The following is a 1,514-nucleotide window of genomic DNA, read 5'->3' on the forward strand; positions in this document are numbered from 1 at the left end:
GGCCCGGTGCGCCGGGGCTGGACCGGGTGGACGTGGTGCAGCCCGCGCTGTTCGCCGTGATGGTCTCGCTGGCCGCGCTGTGGCGCGCCTACGGCGTGCGGCCGGACGCGGTGGTCGGGCACTCCCAGGGCGAGGTCGCCGCCGCCTACGTGGCCGGCGGGCTGTCGCTGGCGGACGCGGCCCGGATCGTCGCCCGGCGGGCCCAGGCGCTGGCCGCGATCTCGCACCGGGGCGGCATGGTCTCGGTGCCGCGCCCGCTCGCCGAGGTCGAGGCCCGGATCACCGCCTGGCCCGGAAAGCTCTCCATCGGCGTGGTGAACGGCCCGCTGTCGACCGTGGTCTCCGGCGACCTGGACGCGCTCGCCGAGCTGACCGAGGCCTACACGGCCGAGGGGGCCCGGGTCCGTCCCGTCAACATCGACTACGCCTCGCACTCGGTGCAGACCGAGGCGCTGCGCGAGCAGCTGCTCACCCTGCTGGCACCGGTGCGTCCGCGCACCGGCGAGATCCCGCTGCTCTCCACGGTCACCGGCGACTGGCTGGACACCGGCGAGCTGGACGCCGACTACTGGTACCGCAACCTGCGCAGCACGGTCCGCTTCGAGCAGGCCACCCGGCGGCTCGCCGAGGACGGGCACACCGTCTTCGTCGAGGTCAGCCCGCACCCGGTGCTGACCGGTGCGATCGAGGACACCCTGGACGCGGTGGGCCTGGCCGAACCGGTGGTGGCCGGCTCGCTCCGGCGCGAGCAGGGCGGCCGGGCCCGCTGGCTGGCCTCGGTGGCCGAACTGCACGTGCGCGGCGTGCCCGTGGACTGGACGCCCGCCCTCGGCGGCGGCACGCCGCGCCGGGCCGAGCTGCCGACCTACCCCTTCCAGCGGCAGCGGTACTGGCTGGATGCCAGCCGCTCGCCCGAGCACCTGGGCGGCCCGCAGACGGCCCCCGACGGCGTGTTCTGGGACTTGGTGGCCGAGCGCGACGCCGGACGCCTCGGCGCGGCGATCGGCGTCGACGGCGACCGGCTGGCCCCGGTGCTGCCCGCGCTCGCCTCCTGGTGGGACCGCCGGCTGGCCGCCGGCACCGCCGAAGGCTGGCGCTACCGGATCGGCTGGCGGCGGGTCGGCACGGCCGGCGGGGCACGGCTGGACGGCAAGTGGCTGATCGTCGTACCGGCCGCGGAAGCGGTTGTCGGGACCGGGACTGTCGGGACTGTCGGGACTGTCGGGGCGGCCGAGCAGGACACCGCGTCCGCCTGGTCCGCCGGCCTCGCGGCGGCGCTCGCCGCGCTCGGCGCCGAGCCCGTGGTGCTGCCGGTCGGGACCGACCGGGCCGCGCTGGCGGCCGCGCTCGCCGAGTTCCGCGGCGCGGCGCAAGGGGGCGCCCCGGTTTCCGGCGTGGTCTCGCTGCTCACGGCGCGCCGCGGCCTGCTCGCGGGACACCAGGCGCTGCCCTGGGCGCACGCCGCCAACGTGGCACTGGCCCAGGCGCTGGACGACACGGGCTTCGCCGTCCCG

1 protein-coding gene is annotated in these 1,514 nt (G+C 77.4%); it reads left to right on the top strand.

All coding sequences use genetic code 11. From position 1 onward, the window contains the following. A partial coding sequence (locus AA75_RS39495; RefSeq protein ID WP_199520528.1) for an acyltransferase domain-containing protein occupies positions 1-1,514 on the top strand: 1,514 nt, incomplete at both ends.

Origin of the sequence: Kitasatospora sp. MBT63, from assembly GCF_000710465.2 — a bacterium.
Taxonomy (GTDB): domain Bacteria; phylum Actinomycetota; class Actinomycetes; order Streptomycetales; family Streptomycetaceae; genus Kitasatospora.